Source organism: Kitasatospora sp. NPDC101155, from assembly GCF_044768305.1.
Taxonomy (GTDB): Bacteria; Actinomycetota; Actinomycetes; order Streptomycetales; family Streptomycetaceae; genus Kitasatospora.
Genome location: NZ_JBIWPN010000004.1, coordinates 14,949 through 36,464 on the forward strand (window position 1 = coordinate 14,949; position 21,516 = coordinate 36,464).

The window sequence follows — 21,516 nt, forward strand, 5'->3', positions numbered from 1 at the left end:
CGTCCCCGCGTAACTGTTCGTTTGCTAAACGGTCTTGGCCGAATGTGGGAGATGCGCGGATGAATGAGTCCAGTTCCGATTCAGTACTGGCCCGGCTGCTGGCCGCTGCCGCGCCGTCGGAGCACCGGAGGTTGGTTCTCGACCTCGTGAGCAGCGCGGCGGTCGCGGCGCTGAAGGCCGCACGCCCGGAGGCGGCCGAGACCTTGGACACCGCGCGTGCCTTCACCGAGCTCGGCTTCGACTCGCTGGCCTCGGTCGACCTGCAGGCCCGCCTGGTCGCGGCCACCGGTCTCGACCTGCCGGTCACCGTGGTCTACGAGTGCCCGACCCCGGCCGCGCTGGTCGATCGGCTGCTCGCGGCGGCGCTCGGCGCCGTCACCCCCGAACCGGCCCCGACCGCCAACCTCGGTGCGGCGGACGAGCCGATCGCGATCGTGGGCATCGGCTGCCGGTTCGCGGGCGGGGTGGACTCCCCGGACGGGCTGTGGCAGCTGCTGCGCGACGGCGGCGAGGTGTTCTCCGACTTCCCCACCGACCGCGGCTGGGACCTGGACCGGCTGTTCGACGAGGACCCGGAGACCCCCGGCAGCAGCTACGCCCGCGCCGGCGGCTTCATCGACACCGCCACCGAGTTCGACGCCGACTTCTTCGGCATCAGCCCGCGCGAGGCGCTGGGCATGGACCCGCAGCAGAGGCTCGTCCTGGAGACCGCCTGGCAGGCCCTGGAGCACGCCGGGGTCGACCCGCTGGCGCTGCGCGGCACCGAGGCCGGCATGTTCTTCGGCGCCGAGGTGCAGGAGTACGGCCCGCGGCTGTACGAGGCCCCCGACGGCCTGGACGCCTACCTGCTGACCGGCAACGCCCCCAGCGTCATCTCCGGGCGGGTGGCCTACGTGCTCGGCGCGCTGGGCCCCGCCGTCACCGTGGACACCGCCTGCTCGGCCTCGCTGGTCGCGATCCACCTGGCCTGCCAGTCGCTGCGCGCGGGGGAGTCCTCGCTGGCGCTGGCCGGCGGCGTCGCCGTGATGGGCGGCCCGGGCGTCTTCACCGCCTTCAGCCGCCAGCGCGGCCTGGCCCCCGACGGCCGCTGCAAGGCCTTCGCCGCCGCCGCGGACGGCACCGGCTTCGCCGAGGGCGTCGGCGTCCTGGTGCTGGAGCGGCTTTCCGACGCCAAGCGCAACGGGCACCGGGTGCTGGCCGTGGTCCGCGGCTCCGCCGTCAACCAGGACGGCGCCTCCAACGGGCTCACCGCGCCCAGCGGCACCTCCCAGCAGCGGGTGATCCGCCAGGCCCTGGCCAATGCCGGCCTGCGCGCCGCCGAGGTGGACGCCGTCGACGCCCACGGCACCGGCACCACGCTCGGCGACCCGATCGAGGCCACCGCGCTGCTCGCCACCTACGGGCAGGACCGGCCCGAGGACGCGCCGCTGCTGCTCGGCTCGGCCAAGTCGAACCTGGGCCACACCCAGGGCGCCGCCGGCGTCGCCGGGGTGATCAAGATGGTGCTGAGCATGCGCCACGGCTACCTGCCGAAGAGCCTGCACATCGACGCCCCGAGCCCGCACGTCAACTGGTCGGCCGGCGCCGTCGAACTGCTCACGGAGGGCCGGCCGTGGCCCGAGACCGGCGCGCCGCGCCGAGCCGGCGTCTCCTCCTTCGGCGTCAGCGGCACCAACGCCCACGTCGTGCTGGAGCACGACGCCGAGGCCGAGCAGCCGCTCGCCGAGGAGCCCGCCACCGCCCCCGCCGACTCCGGGGTGCTGCCGTACGTGCTGTCGGCGCGCGGCGAGCAGGCCCTGCGCGAGCGCGCCGCGGACCTGCTGCCGCTGCTGGACGGCGACGAGGTCCGGCTCACCGACCTCGCCCACTCGCTGGCCATCACCCGGGCCGGCCTGGCGGACCGCGCCGCGATCGTCGCCGAGAGCCGCGAGGAACTGCGCGCCGCCCTGGCCGCGATCGCCTCCGGCGAGGCCCCCACCGCCGTCGCCGGCCCCGGCAAGCTCGCCTTCCTGTTCACCGGGCAGGGCAGCCAGCGCCTCGCGATGGGCCGCGAACTGGCCGCCGAGTTCCCGGTGTTCGCCGTCGCCCTGGAGAAGGTCTGCGGCTACCTGGACCTCCAGCTGGACCTGCCGCTCACCGAGGTGCTGTTCGCGGCCGAGGGCTCGGCCGAGGCCGAACTGCTGCACCACACCGAGTACGCCCAGCCCGCCCTGTTCGCGATCGAGGTCGCGCTGTTCCGGCTGGCCGAGAGCTGGGGCCTGCGCCCCGACTACCTGGCCGGGCACTCCATCGGCGAGCTGGCCGCCGCGCACGTCGCCGGGGTGCTCACCCTGGAGGACGCCGCCATCCTGGTGGCCGCGCGCGGCCGGCTGATGCAGGCCCTGCCGGCCGGCGGCGCGATGGTCGCGGTGCAGGCCACCGAGGCCGAGGTGGCGCCGCTGCTCACCGGGCGGATCGGCCTCGCGGCGGTCAACGGCCCCCGCGCGGTGGTGCTCTCCGGCGACGAGCGGGAGGTGCTGCGGATCGCCGAGGAGCTGGCCGCGGCCGGGCACCGGACCAAGCGGCTGCGGGTGAGCCACGCCTTCCACTCGCCGCTGATGGAGCCGATGCTCACCGAGTTCCGCCGGATCGCCAGGGTGCTGGAGTACACCGCGCCGAAGATCCCGATCGTCTCCACGGTCACCGGTGAGCTGTGCACCGAGGCGGTGGCGACGCCCGAGTACTGGGTCGAGCACGTGGCCGCCCAGGTGCGGTTCGCCGCCGCGATGGACTGGCTGGCGGCCGCCGGGGTCGACACCTTCCTGGAGATCGGCCCGGACGGCGTGCTCTGCGCCATGGGCCAGGAGTGCCTGGACGGCTCCCCGGCCGTCTTCGCCCCGCTGCTGCGCCGTGAGCACCCCGAGCCCCGGCAGGCCGTGCTGGCCCTGGCGGCGGCCTACACCACCGGTGTCCCGGTGGACTGGGCCCGCTTCCACGCCGGCCGCGACGGCCGCCGGATCGAGCTGCCGAACTACCCCTTCCAGCGCAAGCGGTTCTGGCTGGAGCCGGGCTCGGCCCACGCCGACCTCGCCGGCATCGGCCAACTTCCAGCCGGACACCCGCTGTTGAGCGCCGTGGTGGCCGTCGGTGCGGACGGCGTGGTGCTCACCGGGCACCTCTCGCTGCGCGCCCAGCCCTGGCTGGGCGACCACGTCATCGTCGGGCGGGTGCTCTTCCCCGGCACCGCCTTCGTCGAGCTGGCCGTGTGCGCGGGCGACCACGTGGGCGCCGGCGCGATCGAGGAACTCACCCTGGGCGCCCCGCTGGTGCTGCCGGCCGAGGGCGGCGCGGGCATCCAGGTCGCGGTGGGCGAGCCGGACGAGAGCGGGCGCCGACAGCTGACCATCCACTCCAGGGCGGACGGCGCGGACGCCGGGCAGTGGACCCAGCACGCCAGTGGTGTGCTGGCACCCGCCGCCGAGCCGCTGCCGCAGCCGCTGGACAGCTGGCCGCCGCAGGGCGCCGAGGCGATCGACCTCACGGGCGTCTACGAGGCCCTGGCGGCCCAGGGTTACGGCTACGGTCCGGCCTTCCAGGGTCTCAAGGCGGCCTGGCGCCACGGCGGCGAGGTCTTCGCCGAGGTCGAGCTGCCCACCGAACTGGTGGCCGACGCCGCCGAGTTCGGCCTGCACCCGGCGCTGCTGGACGCCGCCCTGCACGCCGCCGACCTGGGCGCCGAGCCCCGCGCCGAGGTGCTGGTGCCGTTCGCCTGGACCGGGGTGTCGCTGCACGCCGCCGGCGCCGCCTCGGTGCGGGTGCGGATCTCCCACCCCGGCAAGGACACCCTGGCCCTGGAGTTCGCCGACGCCACCGGCGCACCGCTGGCCACCGTCCGGGGCCTGGTCTCCCGCCCGGTCTCGGACGGCGAAGTCCTCTACGCCGTACGGCAGTCTCCGCTGGCCGTGCCGGCCGAGCCGCGGCCGCTGCGGATCGCGGTGCTGGACGGCGAGCTCGCCGACCTGACCGCGCCGGCCGACCTGACCACCTTGGCCGACCCGCTGCCGCAGGCCGTCGTGCTGCCCGCGGTGGCCGGCGCCGAGGAGCTGCCGCTCGCGGCCCGGGGCGCCACCGCCCGGGTGCTGCGGGTGCTCCAGGCCTGGCTGGCCGACGACCGCTTCGCCGACTCCACGCTGGTGGTGGTCACTTCGCCGGCGCTCGCCCAGGCACCCGTCCGCGGCCTGGTCCGCTCGGCGCAGGCGGAGAACCCCGGCCGGTTCGTCCTGATCGAGCACCCCGACCTGCCCACCGAGGCCGAGCTGTCCGCCGCGCTCGCCACCGGCGAGCCCGAACTGTCGCTGCTGAGCGGCGAGTTCACAGCCCCCCGGCTGGCCGCCCTGCCCTCGGCGGCGAACCCGGAGCCCCAGTGGGGGAGCGTCCTGATCACCGGCGGCACCGGTGGCCTGGGCGGACTGCTGGCCCGGCACCTGGTCATCGAGCACGGTGTGCGCAGCCTGGTGCTGGCCGGGCGCCGCGGCTCGGCGCCCGAACTCGAGGCCGAACTGAACGAGTTGGGTGCCGAGGTGGCCGTGGTCGCCTGCGACGTGGGCGACCGCGCCTCGGTGGCCGCGCTGCTGGCGGCCCACCCGGTCGACTCGGTGATCCACGCCGCCGGCACGGTGCGCGACGGAGTGATCGGCTCGCTCACCGAGGAGACGCTGGAGGAGGTGTTCCGGGCCAAGGTGGACGGCGCCTGCCACCTGCACGAGCTCACCGCCGAGCTGGACCTCAAGGCCTTCGTGCTCTTCTCCTCGCTCGCCGCCGTCCTCGACGGCGCCGGACAGGCCAACTACGCGGCGGCCAACGCCTTCCTGGACGCCCTGGCCGAGCACCGCGCCGAGCTGGGCCTGCCCGCCACCGCCCTCGCCTGGGGCCTGTGGACCGGCGGGGCCGGCATGGGTGCCGCGCTCGACGAGGCGACGCTGGCCCGGATCGCCCGCTACGGACTGCCCGGACTGGACGCGGCGCACTCGCTGCGGCTCTTCGACGCCGCCGTGCGCACCGGCGCCGCCCGGGTCGTCCCGGTCGAGGTGGACACCGCCGCCGTGCGCCGACGTACGGACGGCATCCCCGCGCTGCTCAGCGGCCTGGTGCGGCCGGTCAACCGCCGGGCGTCGGCCGCCCGCGGCACCCGCGCCCAGGACGGCGGCAACGCGCTCAGCGCGCTGCCCGTCGCCGAGCGGGACCGGACCCTGCTGGAGCTGGTCCGCACCGAGGTGGCGGCCGTGCTGCGGCACGAGAGCGCGGCGGCGATCAGCCCGACCCGGGCGTTCACCGAGATCGGCTTCGACTCGCTGGCCGCCGTGGAACTGCGCAACCGCCTCAACTCGGCGACCGGGCTGCGGCTTCCGGCCACGCTGGTCTTCGACTACCCGGCGCCGAAGGTGCTGGCCGAGTACATCCGCGACACCCTGTTCGGCAGCGAGCCCGGGGCCCCGGCCGCGCCGGTGGCGGCGGCCGCGGGCCTGGCCGTGGGGGCACCTCCCAGCCGCCAGGCTGGGGGAGACCCGATCGTGATCGTCGGGATGAGCTGCCGCTACCCCGGCGGCGTGGAGTCCCCCGAGGACCTGTGGCACCTGGTCGCCGACGGCGTCGACACCATCGCGGACTTCCCGGCCGACCGCGGCTGGGACACCGAGGGGATCTACGACCCGGAGCCGGGCACGCCCGGCAAGACCTACTCCCGCGAGGGCGGATTCCTCTACCAGGCCGCGGAGTTCGACGCCGACTTCTTCGGCATCAGCCCGCGCGAGGCGGTCGCGATGGACCCGCAGCAGCGCCTGCTGCTGGAGGTCTCCTGGGAGGCGTTCGAGCGCGCCGGAATCGATCCGGCGACGGTCCGCGGCACCGCCACCGGCGTGTTCGCAGGCGTGATGTACCACGACTACGGCAGCTGGCTCACCGACGCCCCCGAGGAGGTGGCCGCCTACTTCGGCAACGGCACCCTCGGCAGCGTGCTCTCCGGACGCGTCTCCTACGCGCTCGGCCTCGAAGGGCCGGCCGTCACCGTCGACACCGCCTGCTCCTCCTCGCTGGTCACCCTGCACCTGGCCGCGCAGGCGCTGCGCGGCGGCGAGTGCACGCTCGCCCTGGCAGGCGGTGTCACCGTGATGTCCACCCCCGACACCTTCATCGACTTCAGCCGTCAGCGCGGCCAGGCCGCCGACGGGCGCTGCAAGTCCTTCGCGGCCGCGGCGGACGGCACCGGCTGGGGCGAGGGCGTCGGCATGCTGGTGCTGGAGCGGCTCTCCGACGCCGAGCGCAACGGGCACCGGGTGCTCGCCGTGCTGCGGGGCAGCGCGATCAACCAGGACGGCGCCTCCAACGGCCTGACCGCCCCCAACGGGCCGTCCCAGCAGCGGGTGATCCGTCAGGCGCTGGCCAGCGCCGGGCTGTCGGCCGCCGAGGTCGACGTGGTGGAGGCGCACGGCACCGGCACCACGCTGGGCGACCCGATCGAGGCCCAGGCGCTGCTGGCCACCTACGGCCAGGAGCACACCGAGGAGCGCCCGCTCTGGCTCGGCTCGATCAAGTCGAACATCGGCCACACCCAGGCCGCCGCGGGCGTCGCGGGCGTGATCAAGATGGTCGAGGCGATGCGCCACGGCGTGCTGCCCAAGACCCTGCACGTGGACGCCCCCTCGGACCAGGTGGACTGGACGGCGGGCGCCGTCGAACTGCTCACCGAAGCCCGGGACTGGCCCGAGACCGGGCACCCGCGCCGCGCCGCCGTCTCCTCCTTCGGCATCAGCGGCACCAACGCCCATGTGATCCTCGAAGCGGCGCCGTTCACCGAGGACGCCCCGGCCACCGGAACCCCGCCCACCCTGGTGGCGCTGCCGGTCTCCGGCCGCAGCCCCGAGGCGCTGGCCGCCCAGGCCGAGAAGCTGGCCGCCACCGGCGACGCGGACCTCGCCGACCTGGGCCTCGCGCTGGCCACCACCCGCAGCGCCCACCCGTACCGCGCCGTGGTGCTGGCCGCCGGGCGCGCCGAACTCGACGCCGCCCTGGCCGCGTTGAGCGCGGGTACGGAGGCGCCCGGGCTGGTCACCGGCACCGTCGACGAGGGCGGCCTGGCTTTCCTCTTCTCCGGCCAGGGCTCGCAGCGCCCCGGCATGGGACGCGAGTGGTACGAGGCGTTCCCGGTCTTCGCCGAGCAGTTCGACCTCGTCGCCGCCCACCTGGACGGCGCCCTGGAGCGCCCGCTGGCCGAGGTGGTCTTCGGCGACGACGCCGAACTGCTGGGCCGGACGGCCTACACCCAGGCCGCGCTGTTCGCCACCGAGGTGGCGCTGTTCCGGCTGCTGGAGTCCCTCGGCCTGCGCCCGGACTTCCTGGCCGGCCACTCGATCGGCGAGCTGGCCGCCGCCCACGTCAGCGGCGTCTGGTCGCTGGCGGACGCGGCCAAGGCCGTCGCCGCCCGGGGCCGGCTGATGCAGGCGCTGCCCGAGGGCGGCGCGATGGTCGCGGTGCGGGCGAGCGAGGCCGAGGTGCTTTCGCTGCTGGACGAGCGGGTCGGCATCGCGGCGGTCAACGGGCCGCGCTCGGTGGTGCTCTCCGGCGACACCGAGGCGGTGCAGGAGGTGGCGGCCCACTTCGGGCGCGCCAAGCGGCTGACCGTCTCGCACGCCTTCCACTCGCCCCGGATGGACGGCATGCTGGCCGAGTTCGGCGCCGTGCTGGCCGAACTCGACTACGCCGAGCCGAACATCCCGATCGTCTCCACCCTGACCGGCAAGGCGGCGAGCGCGGCTGAGCTGGGCGCCCCCGAGTACTGGGTCCGGCACGTCCGGGAGAGCGTGCGCTTCGCCGACGCCGTCGACACGCTCGCCGGCCAGGGCGTCACCACCTTCCTGGAGCTCGGCCCCGACGCGGTGCTGACCGCCCTGGGCCCGGACTGCCTGGCCGACGACGCCCAGGCGCTCTTCACCTCCGTCGCCCGCAAGGGCAAGCCCGAGGTCGCCGAACTGCTCGGCGCCCTCGCGCAGGCCCACACCCGCGGCGCCGCCCTGGACTGGCCCGCGCTCTACGGCGACTACACCCCCCGGGCCGTCGAGCTGCCGACCTACGCCTTCCGGCACCGGCGGTTCTGGCTGGACGTCCCGGCCGCCAAGGGCGACGCGGGCAGCCTGGGCCAGGCGCCGGTGGACCACCCGCTGGTCGGCGCCGGGATCCGGCTGGCCGCCTCCGACGAGGTGCTGCTGACCGGCCGGGTGTCCCGCGCCACCCACCCGATGCTGGCCGAGCACGCCGTCCTCGGCACCGTCCTGCTGCCGGGAACGGCGCTGGTCGACCTGGCGATCCGGGCCGGCGACCTGCTCGGCCTGCCGGTCCTGGAGGAGCTGACGCTCCAGGCGCCGCTGCTGCTGCCCGAGTCGGGAGCCGTCCAGCTCCAGGTCGTCGCCGCGCGCGGCGGGGCCGTGCGGATCTTCTCCCGCCCGGCGGGCGACGAGGAGGCCGACTGGACCACCAACGCCACCGGCCTGCTCGCCGAGCGCGCCGCCGACCGCCCCGAGCCGACCACCCAGTGGCCGCCGGCCGGCGCGACCGAGGTCGACGTCACCGGCCTCTACGAGAAGATGCGCACCGAGGGCTACGAGTACGGCCCGGTCTTCCAGGGCGTCAAGGCCGCCTGGCGGCGCGGCGAGGAGGTCTTCACCGAGCTCGAACTCCCCGTCACCGAACGGCCCGACGCCGCCCGCTTCGGTCTGCACCCCGCGCTGCTGGACGCCGCCCTGCACGCCACCGCACTGCTGGACGAGGAGCGTGAGGAGGCACCGGCGGATGGCAAGGTGCTGCTCCCGTTCGCCTGGAACGGGGTCGAACTGCACACCGGTGGCGCCTCGGCGGCCCGGGTGCGGCTGACCCGCCAGGACGGCGGCGGCATCCGGATCGAGTTGGCCGACGGCGCCGGGACCCCTCTCGCCTCGGTCTCCTCCTTCGTGACCCGGCCGGTGGCGGCCGGCCAACTCGGCCCCCAGCAGGACTCGCTGTTCACTGTGGAGCTGACGCCCCGCCCTGAGCTGACCGCCCAGGGCGTGGGCAACCGGCAGTTCGCGGTGCTCGGCACCGGCGACCTCGGCCTCGACGTGCCCGTCCACCCCGACCTGGCCGCGCTCGGCGACGCCGTCCCCGACGTGCTGCTGCTCCCGGTGCCGACGCCGACGGGCCGGCCCGTCCCGGAGGCCGTACGCGCCGCGCTGCGCGCCGTGCTCGGGCCCGTCCAGGAATGGCTGCGCGAGGACCGGTACGCCAAGGCGACGCTGGTGGTGCTGACCGCCCAGGGCCTGGCGGACGCCGCCGTGCGCGGCCTGGTCCGCGCCTCGCAGGCGGAGGACCCGGGCCGGATCGTCCTGGTGGACTCCGCCGAGGCGCCCACCCTGCCGCTGCTGGCCGCCGCCCTCGACTCGGGCGAGCCCGAACTGCTGCTGCGCGAGGGCGCGATCCTGGTGCCGCGCCTGGCCAGGGTCCAGCTGCCGCAGGCCGATCAGGACGGCCCCGACTGGGGCACCGTGCTGATCACCGGCGGCACCGGCGGTCTGGGCGCGCTGGTGGCCAGGCACCTGGTGCGGCAGCACGCGGTCACCAGCCTGGTGCTGGCCGGACGCCGGGGCCTGGAGGCGCCCGAGGCGCGGGAGCTGCAGGCTGAGCTGACCGAACTGGGCGCCCAGGTAGCGGTGGTGGCCTGCGACGTCGCCGACCGGGCGGCGCTGGCCGCGCTGCTCGCTGAGCACCCGGTGCGAAGCGTCGTGCACACCGCGGGTGTCCTGGACGACGCCCTGATCGGCTCGCTGACCCCTGAGCGGATCGACCCGGTGCTGCGGCCCAAGGTCGACGGTGCGTGGCATCTGCACGAGTTGACCCTGGAGCGGGAGATCAGTAGGTTCGTCCTGTTCTCCTCGGCGGCCGGCACTCTGGACGCCACCGGGCAGGGCAACTACGCGGCCGCCAACGTCTTCCTGGACGCGCTGGCCGAGCATCGGGTCGCGGCCGGCCTGCCGGCCACCGCGCTGGCCTGGGGCCTGTGGGCGGGAGCCGGCGGGATGGGCGGCCAGCTCGCCGAGGCCGACCTGGAGCGGATCGAGCGCTCCGGCATCGGCGCGCTGGACCCGGCCGAGGGGCTGGCCCTGTTCGACGCGGCCCTGCGCGCAGAGCGTGCCACCCTGGTGCCGGCGCGCCTGGACCTGGCGGCGCTGCGCGAGCGCAGCGAGTCCCTCCCCGCCGTGCTGCGCGCTCTGGTGCGGCCCACCGTCCGCCGGGACGCGGCCACCGGCGCCGGCGGCTCCAGCGGTGCGGCCTCGCTGGCCCAGCGCCTGAGCACGCTGCCGGCCGCCGACCACGAGCACGCGGTGCTGGAGGCGGTCCGCTCGCAGGTGGCCGCCGTGCTCGGGCACGACGGCCCGGCATCCGTCCAACCCAGGCGCGCCTTCACCGAGCTGGGCTTCGACTCGCTCGCCGCGGTGGAGCTGCGCAACAAGTTGAACGCGGTCAGCGGGCTGCGCCTGCCGTCCTCGATGATCTTCGACTACACCACCCCGGCGGCGCTCGCCGCGTACCTGCTGGACAGGTTGCGCCCGGAGCGGACCGAGCCGGCGGACGAGGAGCCCGACGACGCCCGGGTGGCCGAGCTGCTGGCCGGCATCCCGGTGGCCAGGCTCCGCGAGTCGGGCCTGCTGGAACGGCTGCTGAAGCTCTCCGAGACCGCCGCCGACTCGAAGCCGGCCGCGCCCGGCGCACCGGCCGAGTCCGGGGCCGACCGGACCTCGGCCATCAAGAACATGGACATCTCCGATCTCATCCGCACTGCGCTCGACCGTAGCGACGCCAAGTAATCAGGGAGCGACACCGACCGTGGATACATCTGTCGAGCAGATAGTCGAGGCGCTGCGCGAGTCGTTGCTGGAGAACGAACGACTGCGCCAGCAGAACACGCGGATCGAGGCCGCGGCGCAGGAGCCGATCGCGATCGTGGCGATGAGCTGCCGCTACCCCGGCGGCGTCAGCTCGCCCGAGCAGTTGTGGCAGCTGGTCGACCAGGGCGTGGACGCGGTGGGGGACTTCCCCGCCGACCGTGACTGGGACGTCGAGGGGCTCTACGACCCGGACCCGGACGCGCCGGGCAAGACCCACGTCCGTGAGGGCGGCTTCCTCTACGACGCACCGCGCTTCGACGCCGCGTTCTTCGGCATCTCGCCGCGCGAGGCGATCGCGATGGACCCGCAGCAGCGCCTGCTCCTCGAGGTCTCCTGGGAGGCGTTCGAGCGGGCCAACATCGACCCGCACACCCTGCGCGGCAGCCGGACCGGCATCTTCGCCGGGGTGATGTACCACGACTACGGCAGTTGGCTGGCCGAGGTGCCCGAGGGCGTCGAGGGCTATCTCGGCAACGGCAACCTGGGCAGTGTCGCCTCGGGCCGGGTCTCCTACACGCTGGGCCTGGAGGGGCCCGCCGTCACCGTGGATACCGCCTGCTCCTCCTCGCTGGTCGCGCTGCACCTGGCGGTCCAGGCGCTGCGCACCGGTGAGTGCGCCTACGCGCTGGCCGGCGGTGTCACCGTGATGTCCACCCCGGACACCTTCGTGGACTTCAGCCGCCAGCGCGGGCTCTCGCTGGACGGCCGGTGCAAGTCCTTCGCCGCCTCGGCGGACGGCACCGGCTGGGGCGAGGGCGTCGGCATGGTGCTGCTGGAGCGCCTGTCGGACGCCGAGCGCAACGGGCACCGGGTGCTGGCCGTGGTCCGCGGCAGCGCGATCAACCAGGACGGCGCCTCCAACGGCCTGACCGCCCCCAACGGGCCGTCCCAGCAGCGGGTGATCCGCCAGGCGTTGGCCAACGCCAGGCTCAGCGCCGATCAGGTGCACCTGGTGGAGGCGCACGGCACCGGCACCCCGCTGGGCGACCCGATCGAGGCGCAGGCGCTGCTCGCGACCTACGGGCAGGAGCGCGCCGACGGTGAGCCGCTCTGGCTCGGCTCGATCAAGTCGAACATCGGCCACACCCAGGCGGCCGCGGGCGTCGCCGGGGTGATCAAGCTGGTGATGGCGATGCGCCACGGCCGGATGCCGAAGACGCTGCACGTCAACGAGCCCACCCCGCAGGTGGACTGGACCGAGGGCGCGGTCGAACTGCTCACCGAGGCCAGGGACTGGCCCGAGCGCGGCGAGGCCCGGCGGGCCGCGGTCTCCTCCTTCGGCATCAGCGGCACCAACGCCCACGTGATCCTGGAGAGCGTGCCCGAGCCCGAAGTGCCGCAGCGCGCCACCGAACTGACCGGACCGCTGCCGCTGGTGCTCTCCGGGAAGGGTGAGCAGGGCCTGGCCGCCCAGGCGCAGCGGCTGCTCGACCACCTGGACAGCGCCCCGCTGCCCGACCTCGCCTGGACCCTGGCCACCTCCCGGGCCGCCCTCGGCGACCGTGCGGTGGTGATCGGCGCGGACCGCTCCGCGCTGGCCACCGGGCTGAGGGAGCTCGCCGCCGGACGCGCCGCGGCGGGCGTGGTGCAGGGCGGGCGCCAGAGCGAGTCCCGGATCGCCTTCGTCTTCCCCGGACAGGGCTCGCAGTGGATCGGCATGGCGGCCGAACTGCTGGACACAGCACCGGTGTTCGCCGCCAGGATGACCGAGTGCGCCCAGGCGCTGGCCCCGCACGTGGACTGGGACCTGCTGGAGGTCATCCGCGGCGCGGGCTCGCTGGAGCGGGTGGACGTGGTGCAGCCCGTGCTCTGGGCGGTCATGGTGTCGCTGGCCGAGCTGTGGAACTCCTACGGGGTGCGCCCGGCCGCCGTGATCGGGCACTCGCAGGGCGAGATCGCGGCCGCCTGCGTGGCCGGGGCGCTCTCGCTGGCCGACGGCGCCAAGGTGGTGGCCCTGCGCAGCCTGGCCATCGCGGACACCCTGTCCGCGCGCGGCGGCATGATGTCGGTGGCGCTGTCGGCGGAGCAGGTCCGTGAGCGGCTCGCCGAGTACGAAGGGCGGCTCTCGGTGGCCGCCGTCAACGGCGCGGCCTCGGTGGTGGTCTCCGGCGACGCCGACGCCTTGGACCGGCTGCACGCCGGGCTGCGCGCGGTGGGCGCGCGGGCCAAGCGGCTGCCGGTGGACTACGCCTCGCACTCGGCCCAGGTCGAGTCGATCCGCGAGCGGCTGCTGAAGGAGCTTTCCGGGCTGAGCCCGCGCTCCGCCGAGGTGCCGTTCTACTCCACGGTGACCGGCGAACTGTTCGACACCGCGGGCCTGGACGCCGACTACTGGTACACCAACCTGCGCCAGAGCGTGCTCTTCGAGGGCACCACCCGGCTGCTGCTCGACAGTGGCTACGGCGTCTTCGTCGAGTGCAGCCCGCACCCGGTGCTGCTGCACAGCGTGGAGGAGACGGCGGAGGCGCTGAACGCCGAGGTCGTCGGGATCGGCTCGCTGCGCCGCGACGAGGGCGGCCCGGAGCGCTTCCTGACCTCGCTGGCCGAGGCGCACGTGCACGGCGTCGTCCTTGACTGGGCGGCGGTCTTCGCCGGGACGCCCGTGCGCAAGGTGGATCTGCCCACCTACGCCTTCCAGCGCGAGCGGTTCTGGCTCGGCGGCTCCCAGGCGGTGGGCGATGTGACCGCGGCCGGTCTGGTCGCCGCCGGACACCCGTTGCTCGGCGCCTCGGTCGCGGTCGCCGACGGCGGCGGCATGCTCTTCACCGGCCGGCTCGCCACCGCCACCGCGCCCTGGCTGGCCGACCACGCGGTGGGCGGCACGGTCCTGCTGCCGGGTACCGCGTTCGTGGAGTTGGCCGTCAAGGCCGGCGACGAGGTCGGCTGCGGCCGGGTGGCGGAACTGACCATGGAGGTGCCGCTGCTGCTGCCCGAGCGCGGCGCGGTCCAACTACAGCTCCACCTCGGCGAGTCGGACGAATCGGGCCGACGCCCGCTGACCGTGCACTCGCGCCCCGAGGGCGGCGAGGGCGAGTGGACCAGGCACGCCAGTGGCCTGCTGGAGCCGGACACCACCGAGGCCGGCTTCGACTTGGCCGCCTGGCCCCCGGCCGGTGCGCAGCCGGTCCCGGTGGACGGCGTGTACGAGGGGCTGGCCGAGCAGGGCTACCACTACGGCCCCGCCTTCCAGGGGCTCAAGGCGGCCTGGCGGCGTGGCGAGGAGGTCTTCGCCGAGGTCGAACTCCCGGTGGAGGAGCAGGGGTTCGCCCTGCACCCGGCGCTCTTCGACGCGGCTCTGCACGCCGCGGGCCTCGGCGGTGGCCAGGAATCGGACCAGGCCAGGCTGCCCTTCGTCTGGAACGGCGTCTCGCTGTACGCCTCGGGAGCCAAGGCGCTGCGCCTGCGGATCACCGGCACCGACGCATTGACCGTCCAGCTCGCCGACACCACCGGCTCCCCGGTGGCCTCGGTGGAGGCGCTGACCACCCGCGCGGCCGACCCCGCCGCGCTCGGGGCGGCCACCCGTTCCGATGCCCTGTTCCGGCTCGACTGGCCGGTCCTCGCGGTGGAGGGACCCGCACCCGAGCACGCGGTGCTCGGCGAGGGCGGCCTGGCGGAGCTGGCGACCGTACCGGAGTTCGTGGTCCTGCCGGTGCGGCGGGGCGAGGATCCCGTCACCGGCACCAGGGCCGTCTCCGTGCAGGTGCTCGAGATCCTGCGGCAGTGGCTGGACAGCGAGAAGGTCGCCGCCTCCCGCCTGGTGGTGCTCACCAGGGGAGCGGTGGCGGTGGGCGCCGAGGGCGTCCAGGACCTCGCCGCGGCCGCCGTCTGGGGCCTGACCCGCGCCGCCCAGGGCGAGAACCCCGAGCAGTTCGTCCTGGTGGACGCCGACCGGGACACCACCGTCGAGCAGGCCCTGGCGGCGGTCGCCGCCTCGGGCGAGCCCCAACTCGCCGTGCGCGACGGCAAGGTGCACGTGCCCCGGCTGGCCAGGAGCGCACCGGAGGGCACCGTCAGCCCCCTCGACGCCGAGGGCACCGTGCTGATCACCGGCGGCACCGGCGTGCTCGGCGCGCTGGTGGCCCGGCACCTGGTGGCCGAGCACGGTGTGCGCCACCTGCTGCTGGCCGGGCGCAGCGGCGTCGCCCAGGACGACTTCGCCGACCTGGACGCGGAGATCACCGTGGCCAAGTGCGACGCGGCCGACCGCGAGCAGCTCGCCGACCTGCTCGCCACCGTCCCCGCCGACCGCCCGCTGACCGCCGTGCTGCACCTGGCCGGCGCGCTGGACGACGGCTTGGTCACCGCGCTCACCGCTGAGCGGCTGGACGTGGTGCTGCGCCCCAAGGTGGACGCGGCCTGGCACCTGCACGAGCTCACCGCCGGTCTCGACCTCAAGGCGTTCGTGCTCTTCTCCTCGGCCGCCGGCACCGTGGACGGTGCGGGCCAGTCCGGCTACGCGGCGGCCAACGCCTTCCTCGACGGCCTGGCCCAGCACCGCCGGGCGCTCGGCCTGCCTGGCCTGTCGCTGGCCTGGGGCTTCTGGGAGCAGCGCACCGGGATGACCGCGCACCTGAGCGAGGCGGACGTGGTGCGGATGGCCAGGTCCGGGGTGCGTCCGATCGCCACCGCCGAGGGCCTGGCGCTCTTCGACGTCGCGTTGGCCGGGGACCGGGCGCTGCTGGTGCCGATCGGCCTGGACATGCCCGCGCTGCGTTCGGCGGGCACGCTCTCCCCGGTGCTGCGCGGCCTGCTCCGTCCGGCCGCCCGGCGCACGGCGGCAGCGGCACCCGCGGCACCGGGCAGCGCGCTGGACAGGCTGGCCGCCCTCGGACGGGCCGAGCGCGACACGGCCCTCTTCGAGCTGGTCCGCACCCATGTCGCCGCCGTGCTCGGCCACGACCCGGACATGGTGCTCGACCCGCGACGGGCCTTCAGGGACTGGGGCTTCGACTCGCTGACCGCGGTGGAACTGCGCAACCGGCTGGGCCTGGCGGTCGGGCTGCGGCTGCCGGCCACCCTGGTCTTCGACTACCCGGACCCCACCGCCCTGGTCGGCCACCTCAGGACCGAACTCTTCGGCTCCGCCGAGCCGGTCCCCGAACCCGCCGCCGGCGCGCGGCAGGCCGGCGACGAGCCGATCGCGATCGTGGCGATGGCCTGCCGCTTCCCCGGTGGTGTCGGCACCCCCGAGGAGTTGTGGCAGCTGCTGGCGGAGGGCGGTGACGGCATCTCGCAGTTCCCGGCCGACCGTGGCTGGGACATCGAGGGACTCTACGACCCGGAGCCGGGCAGGGCCGGTCGGACGTACTCCCGCGAGGGCGGATTCCTGCACGACGCCGCCGACTTCGAGCCGGACTTCTTCGGCATCTCGCCGCGCGAGGCGATCGCGATGGACCCGCAGCAGCGCCTGCTCCTGGAGACCTCCTGGGAGGCGCTGGAGCGCGCCGGCATCGACCCGTACTCGGTGCGGGGCAGCGCCACCGGCGTGTTCGCCGGGGTGATGTACCACGACTACGGCAGCAGGCTCAGCAACGCGCCGGAGGACGTGCGGGACTACCTGGGCAACGGCAGCCTCGGCAGCGTGGCCTCGGGCCGGGTCGCCTACACCCTCGGCCTGGAGGGGCCCACCCTCTCGGTGGACACCGCCTGCTCCTCCTCGCTGGTGGCGCTGCACCTGGCGGCGCAGGCGCTGCGCGGCGGCGAGTGCACGCTCGCCCTGGCCGGCGGCGTCTCGGTGATGTCCACCGTGGACACGTTCGTGGACTTCAGCAGGCAGCGCAATCTCGCCGCCGACGGCCGGGCGAAGTCCTTCGCCGACGGCGCGGACGGCACCACGCTCTCCGAGGGCGCCGGGATGCTGCTGCTGGAGCGCCTGTCGGACGCCCGGCGCAACGGGCACCAGGTGCTGGCCGTCATCCGTGGCTCCGCCGTCAACCAGGACGGTGCCTCCAACGGGCTGACCGCGCCCAACGGGCCGTCCCAGCAGCGGGTGATCCGTCAGGCGCTGGCGAGCGCGGGGCTCTCGGCCGCCGATGTCGACGTGGTGGAGGCGCACGGCACCGGTACCACGCTGGGCGACCCGATCGAGGCGCAGGCACTGCTGGCCACCTACGGCCAGGGCCGCTCGGCGGATCGGCCGTTGTGGCTGGGGTCGATCAAGTCGAACATCGGTCACACCCAGGCGGCCGCCGGTGTGGCCGGGGTGATCAAGATGGTGCAGGCGATGCGCCACGGCGTGCTGCCCAAGACCCTGCACGTGGACGAGCCCTCCAGCAAGGTGGACTGGTCGGCGGGCGAGGTCCGGTTGCTGACCGAGGCCCGGGCCTGGCCCGAGGTCGAGCGGCCGCGCCGGGCCGGGATCTCCTCCTTCGGGATCAGCGGCACCAACGCCCACACCATCATCGAGGCCGTCACCGAGCAGGTCGCCGAGCCGGCAGGCACCGAGGCCCCGCTGCTGCCCGTCCTGCTCTCCGGGGCCACCCCGGAGGCGCTCTCGGCCCAGGCGGCGAAGCTGACCGCCCTGGTGGAAGCGCCGATCGCCGACCTCGCCTTCTCGCTGGCCACCGGCCGCTCCGAGCTCGGCCACCGGGCCGCGCTGATCGCCCGCGACCGGGACGAACTAGCCGCAGGGCTGGCCGCGTTGACGGCCGGCGAGGCGGCGCCCGGTGTGCTGCGCGGCAAGCCGGTGGCCGGCAAGCTCGCCTTCCTGTTCACCGGCCAGGGCGCGCAACGCCCGGGCATGGGACGGGAGTTGTACCAGAGCCAGCCGGTCTTCCGACGCGCGTTGGACGAGGTCTGCGGCCAGCTGGACGCGCACCTCGACCGGCCGCTGCGGGAGCTGATCTTCGATCAGGACGCCGAGCTGCTCGACCAGACCCGCTACACCCAGAGCGCCCTGTTCGCCCTGGAGGTCGCGCTCTTCCGGTTGCTGGAGTCCTGGGGCGTCAGGCCGGACTTCCTGGCCGGGCACTCCATCGGCGAGCTGACTGCCGCCCACGTCGCGGGCGTGCTGAACCTTCAGGACGCCGCCCGCCTGGTCGTGGCCCGGGGCCGCCTGATGCAGGCGCTGCCCGCCGGTGGTGCGATGCTGGCCGTCGACGCCACCGAGGAGGAGGTGCTGCCGCACCTCGGGGAGGCCGTGAGCATCGCCGCCGTCAACGGGCCGAACGCCGTCGTGGTGTCCGGTGCGGAGGAGGCGGTGGCCGCCCTCGAGGCCGCCTTCACCCACCGCAGGACCAAGCGCCTGCGGGTCAGCCACGCGTTCCACTCGCCGCTGATGGACCCGATGCTGGCGGAGTTCACCGAGGTCGCGCGCACCCTTGAGTTCGCCCCGCCGACCGTGCCGATCGTCTCCAACCTGACCGGCGAGCGGGCCACCACCGAAGAGCTGACCTCACCCGAGTACTGGGTGCGACACGTGCGCGAGGCCGTCCGCTTCGCCGACGGGATCCGCACCCTGGAGGCCGAGCAGGTCCGCACCTTCCTGGAGCTGGGCCCCGACGCGGTGCTCTCCACCATGGGCACGCACTGCCTGGCCGACCCCGAGCGCTCGGCGCTGATCTCCGTGCTGCGCCGGGACAAGGAGGAACCCCTGGCCCTGGCCACCGCGTTGGGCGCGCTGCAGGTACGCGGCGTCCCGATCGACTGGGAGCGGCTCTACGGCGGTACGGCGGTGCGCCGGATCGACCTGCCGACGTACGCCTTCCAGCGTCGGCGGCTCTGGCTGGAGGACGGACCGTCAGGGCCGCGCGAGGCCGCCGGCTTCGGCCAGGCGGCGGCCGGGCACCCGCTGCTCGGTGCCGAGCTCAGGCTGGCGGAGAGCGACACCATCGTGCTGACCGGACGCCTCTCGCTGAGCACCCACCCGTGGCTGGCCGAGCACGCCGTCGCCGATGTGGTGCTGCTGCCCGGCAGTGCCTTCGTGGAACTGGCGGTCCAGGCGGGCGACCGGGTGGGCAAAACCCTGGTCGAGGAGTTGACCATCGAACGACCGCTGGTGCTGCCCGCGCAGGGCGGGATCCAGCTCCAGGTGGTCACCGGCGCCGACGACGGCTCCGGGCGCCGCCCGGTCACCGTGCACGCCCGCACCGAGGAGAGCGGCGCCGCATGGGCCAGGCACGCCACCGGCGTCCTGGCCCCGCTGAGCGCGCCGGAACCCGCCGCGCTTCAGGTCTGGCCGCCGGCCGGTGCCGTGCCCGTCGACCTCGACGGCAGCTACGACCGCCTCGCCGACCAGGGTTACGGCTACGGCCCGCTGTTCCGCTGCCTGCGGGCCGCCTGGCGGCTGGGCGAGGAGGTCTACGCCGAGCTCGCCCTGCCCGAGGAGGCCGAGCAGAACGGGTTCGGCCTGCACCCCGCACTGCTCGACTCCGCGCTGCACGCCATCGACCTGCTGGACGGCCAGGACCCGACGGTGATGACCCTGCCGTTCTCCTGGGAGGGCGTGACGCTGTACGCGGCGGGTGCCTCGGCCCTGCGGCTGCGGCTCACCCCGCAGAGCACCGAGCAGTTGAGCCTGCAGCTTTTCGACGGCGCCGGCGCACCGGTCGCCGTGGTGTCGGTGCTGCGGATCCGGCAGGTGTCCGCCGAGCAGCTGAACGCGGCCGCGGCCGCGGCCGCCTCGGGCTCCGGCGACCTGTTCGAACTGCACTGGGTGCCGGTGCCGTTGGCGGCTCTCCCGCAAGACGAAGCGCAGCTCGAACCGGACACCGTGGCCGTCACCGTCGACGGCGTTTCGCACGCCCCGGCCCAGGCTGGTCAGGCTGCTCACCGCGCCCTGGCCGTCCTCCAGGAGCGGCTAGCCGAGGACCGTGCCGAGGGCGCGCCGCTGGTGGTCGTCACCCGGGGTGCGGTGGGCGTGGACGGCGCGCCGGACCTCGCGCAGGCCGGCATCTGGGGTCTGGTGCGGGCGGCGGCCGTCGAACACCCCGACCGCCTGGTCCTGGTCGACCTCGATGAGGACCCCGCCTCCGAGGCCGCCCTGGCGGCGGCGGTGGCCACCGGGGAACCGGAGTTGGCGCTGCGGGCCGGTCAGGCGTACGTCCCGAGGCTGGCCGAGGCCACGGCCTTCGAGCGCGTCAGCTCGCTGGACCCGCAGGGCACCGTGCTCATCACGGGCGGTACCGGCAGCCTCGGCCGCCTGCTCGCCCGGCACCTGGTGGGCGAGTACGGCGTCCGACACCTGTTGCTGACCAGCCGCACCGGGGTCCTGCCAACGGAGCTGGCGGAGCTGGCCGAGCTGGGCGCGACCGTGACGGTGGCCGCCTGCGACGCCGCCGACCGCGAGGCGATGGCCGCGCTGCTCGACGACATCCCCGTCGAGCACCCGCTGACGGCGGTGGTGCACGCCGCCGGGGTCCTGGACGACGCTCTGATCTCGGCGCTCACCGACGAGCGCCTGGACGCGGTGCTGCGGCCCAAGGCGGACGCGGCCTGGCACCTGCACGAGCTGACCGCGGGCCTGGACCTGGCCGCCTTCGTCCTGTTCTCCTCGGCCGCCGCCACCCTCGGGGCCGCCGGGCAGGGCAACTATGCGGCGGCCAACGCCTTCCTGGACGCCCTGGCCGCCCGGCGGCGCTCGGCCGGGCTCCCCGCGCTCTCGCTCGGCTGGGGCCTGTGGGACACCGGCTCCGGGATGGCCGGCTCGCTCGGCGAGGCGGAGCTGCGCCGGCTCTCCCGGGACGGCATTCAGCCGCTGTCGGTCGACCGGGCGCTCGCACTCTTCGACCGGGCGCTGACCTCGGACCAGTCGCTGCTCCTGCCGATGCGGGTGCAGCCGACCGAGCAGGCGCCCCCGATGGTCCGCGCGCTGGCCGCCCGGACCCCGGCCCGCCGCACCGCCCAGGCAGGGCCGGCCGCGACCGACAAGCCGCAGCTCACCCCGCTGCCCGAGCGGCTCGCGGCGCTCTCCCCGGTGGAGAGCGGGCAGTTGTTGCTGGAGACCGTGCGCGGCCACGTCGCCGAGGTGCTCGGACACCCGAGCGCCGAGGCGGTGGACCCGGAGCGCGCGTTCGGTGAGCTGGGTGTGGACTCGCTCTCCGCGCTGGAGTTGCGCAACCGGATCAGCGCCGACACCGGCCTTCGTCTGTCCTCCACCCTCACCTTCGACTACCCGACCCCGGCGGCCATCGCCGACCACCTCTTCGACGAACTGGTCGAAGACGTGGACGGTGCGCCGGATGTCGAGGCCGAGGTGATCCGCCTGGAGTCCCTGCTGGAAGCAGCGGCCTCGGCCAGCTCGGTCAACGAGGAGCAGCGCTCCCGGGTGGCCCTGCGCCTGCGCGCCCTGACCGCCAGGTGGGCCGGCGACCTGCACCCGGAGCCCGCCGACCAGGGCGGCCCGGAGCTGGACACGGCCACCGCCGACGAGCTCTTCGATCTCCTCGACGACGAGCTCGGCAAGTTCGACTAGCAGGACCTGGGGGTCTGCCCGGCGGGACCGCGCCGGGCAGCCCCCCGGAAGCCGCAAGGCGGTGCCGGTGGCATCACCGGCACCGCCTTCCCGGCCCGCCCGCCTCAGCACGAGCAGCTCAGAACCCCTGGCCCGTCCCGATATCCGAAGGGA

2 protein-coding genes are annotated in these 21,516 nt (G+C 75.0%); both read left to right on the forward strand.

Annotated features, from left to right (window positions below; translation table 11 throughout):
* The first annotated feature begins 59 nt into the window (after positions 1-59).
* Positions 60-10,868 carry an SDR family NAD(P)-dependent oxidoreductase gene (locus ACIRYZ_RS07005; protein WP_402940609.1) on the forward strand — a complete coding sequence of 3,603 codons (10,809 nt, stop codon included), beginning with the start codon at positions 60-62 and terminating at the stop codon, positions 10,866-10,868.
* Positions 10,828-21,363 carry an SDR family NAD(P)-dependent oxidoreductase gene (locus ACIRYZ_RS07010; RefSeq protein WP_402941435.1) on the forward strand — a complete coding sequence of 3,512 codons (10,536 nt, stop codon included), beginning with the start codon at positions 10,828-10,830 and terminating at the stop codon, positions 21,361-21,363. The genes ACIRYZ_RS07005 and ACIRYZ_RS07010 overlap by 41 nt, the downstream gene beginning before the upstream one ends.
* Positions 21,364-21,516 lie beyond the last annotated feature (153 nt).

What these genes read in the sequence shown, in the direction of transcription:
- ACIRYZ_RS07005 (WP_402940609.1), top strand. Translation starts at nt 60, where the DNA reads ATGAATGAGTCCAGTTCCGATTCAGTACTGGCCCGGCTGCTGGCCGCT.